General features: G+C 38.4%; 3 protein-coding genes and 1 pseudogene. All 4 read right to left on the bottom strand.

Translation table 11 applies throughout. From position 1 onward, the window contains the following. Positions 1-204, bottom strand: a pseudogene (locus AC3Z9T_RS21360) (DUF4123 domain-containing protein); the annotation flags it as partial. 86 nt (positions 205-290) lie between these two features. Further along, on the bottom strand, positions 291-560 hold the full coding sequence (locus AC3Z9T_RS21355) for a PAAR domain-containing protein (protein WP_490128060.1): 270 nt from the start codon (positions 558-560) through the stop codon (positions 291-293). A gap of 185 nt (positions 561-745) precedes the next feature. Then, positions 746-1,186: an SMI1/KNR4 family protein gene (locus tag AC3Z9T_RS21350; protein WP_490128059.1), complete on the bottom strand. Its 441-nt coding sequence runs from the start codon at positions 1,184-1,186 to the stop codon at positions 746-748. A 12-nt stretch (positions 1,187-1,198) separates the two neighbouring features. Then, the coding region (locus AC3Z9T_RS21345; protein WP_490128058.1) for an HNH endonuclease signature motif containing protein at positions 1,199-1,941 on the bottom strand (743 nt) is incomplete at its 5' end.

Below are 1,941 nucleotides of genomic sequence, written 5' to 3'. Positions count from 1 at the left end.
GTAGTCGGTAAACTGGGCGAGGGTACGTGTGGAAACGTGACCGTCTGAAATGGGGAAGAGGTGCAACCAACCCACCAAACGTTCATGCAATTGCCCTACAGGCGTATCGAGCGCCAACGCATTGTCAGGTTGGTTCTCCCACAATCCACAGGCGAGGTTTTCTGCCATCAGTTCGATGCAGTTATCCGAGCGCGCCCACGCCATTTGCAAATGCTCACCTAAGGTAAACGGGCGCACTTTCAGCTCGGGTATATAGATGAGTTAGAACACCGTTAAAATTAAACCTACATTTAGCTCACAGCAACAAGTACGCTCCCACCAGAGCAACCACAAGCGACTTTATGCCCCTCTAACGCGACAGGGATACCATTAATTTTCATTAAGCTATCACCTTCAACAATAGTGCCTGTTTTTTTGCACGAAGGGCAATAAACAGAGTCACCCACACAAGCTACGCCTTGAGTTTGCTTGGCGAGAGAAGAAGCAGTCAGCACCGTACCACCAGTATTCGTCGTATCATTTTTTAAAATGATTTTTCTGCTGTTTACGGTGCTACGCATTAAGATATTTCTCCTGATACAGTTTCACTAAAATCTGCTCGACCTTTTTCTAAAACGTCAACGAAAAATGTTTTTTTATCAAATGATAAAATATTTTACTAGACTGGTAATCTATAAAAGAATCATATCTGAATTAGTCATTTATAAAGTGAAAATTCTACGACACTAGTTTATTTTTATATATCTTAATAATAATCATTTCCAAATACATCATTCAAAAAAGATTCAAAATTACTATATTCCTTTTGGAATAAACCATCATAAGAGTGAAAGTAAACTTCGCCATAACTATCCTTCTTAAGGGATAAAAGCAAGGTATTTCCCCCATTATCATAACCAAAGGGTATAAAACTTCCCTGCTCATAGTGTACTGATTTATTATTCAGTATTACATCCAAATCACCAATATCCTCAATAAGCTTTTCAATAGGTAACTTTCCATACTTTATAGAGTTAAATCCTCCAAAATAAGAATTTATATTGGAATCTTCACCAATAAAGCCACCATTAATGGTAAGATAGTGTCGCTTAAATGCTTCTGGCAATTTAGCTATAAACAACAATTCAAATTGATTTAACTCATCATTAGATAAGCTTTTTTCAGGAAACACTAATTCTATTGTCATATAATTGGCTCCTTATTTATTGGGTAATCTAAATGGATATTCACTAACATTATTTGTGTCCTTGAATTGGCTCACTCCACCTTTATGCTGAATCCCATTATGAGAATCCGAAACAACTAGCTGCATAGTACCTTCATTAGTAATTGGATCATAATCATCTAGGTGGTGCCAAAGATAACGTTCCCCATCTAACATAGGTGTGGATTTTTGTCCAAATCCAGCCATATTTGCAGCTTCAAAATCATCAGGATAATTACCTGTATACTTAATTTTTACTATAGGCTCAACTGGAGTACCATCTGGCTTCAATCTATCAGGATTATGATATAATGCCTTGCTTTTCGAATAGTCTAATCCACCATTCTCATTAATAATAACATCATCATATCCACGAGCCTTGAGTTTTTCTTCAACTGATTTACCGCGTAAGCTTACATAAGCAGGTTTTACATCCTTTCTCTCAACCGTCAGAATATAATCGCGAAAATCGACAGGTTCAACATCGTGTCCCGTATGACGCCAAACAATTCCATCATCCGCAATCGGCAGTGTTTCAGGACGATAATCGAAATCATGAATAGCAAAACCTTCCGGTTTCTCGACTTTTTGAGGCAGAGGTGAGGGTCCCGCATGAATAATCGGCCCTTTTGGAATATCATCAATCCGCGCTGAAATATTAATAATATCGCCCGACGCCGCTACGCCCATATACAGCTGAGTACCACCATCCACATCAAATCGATAGACTTCAATGC

It is taken from the genome of Providencia sp. 6390, from assembly GCF_058148425.1.
The sequence above is the reverse complement of the archived record's forward strand: the minus strand, read 5'-3'. Positions and strand labels throughout refer to the sequence as shown.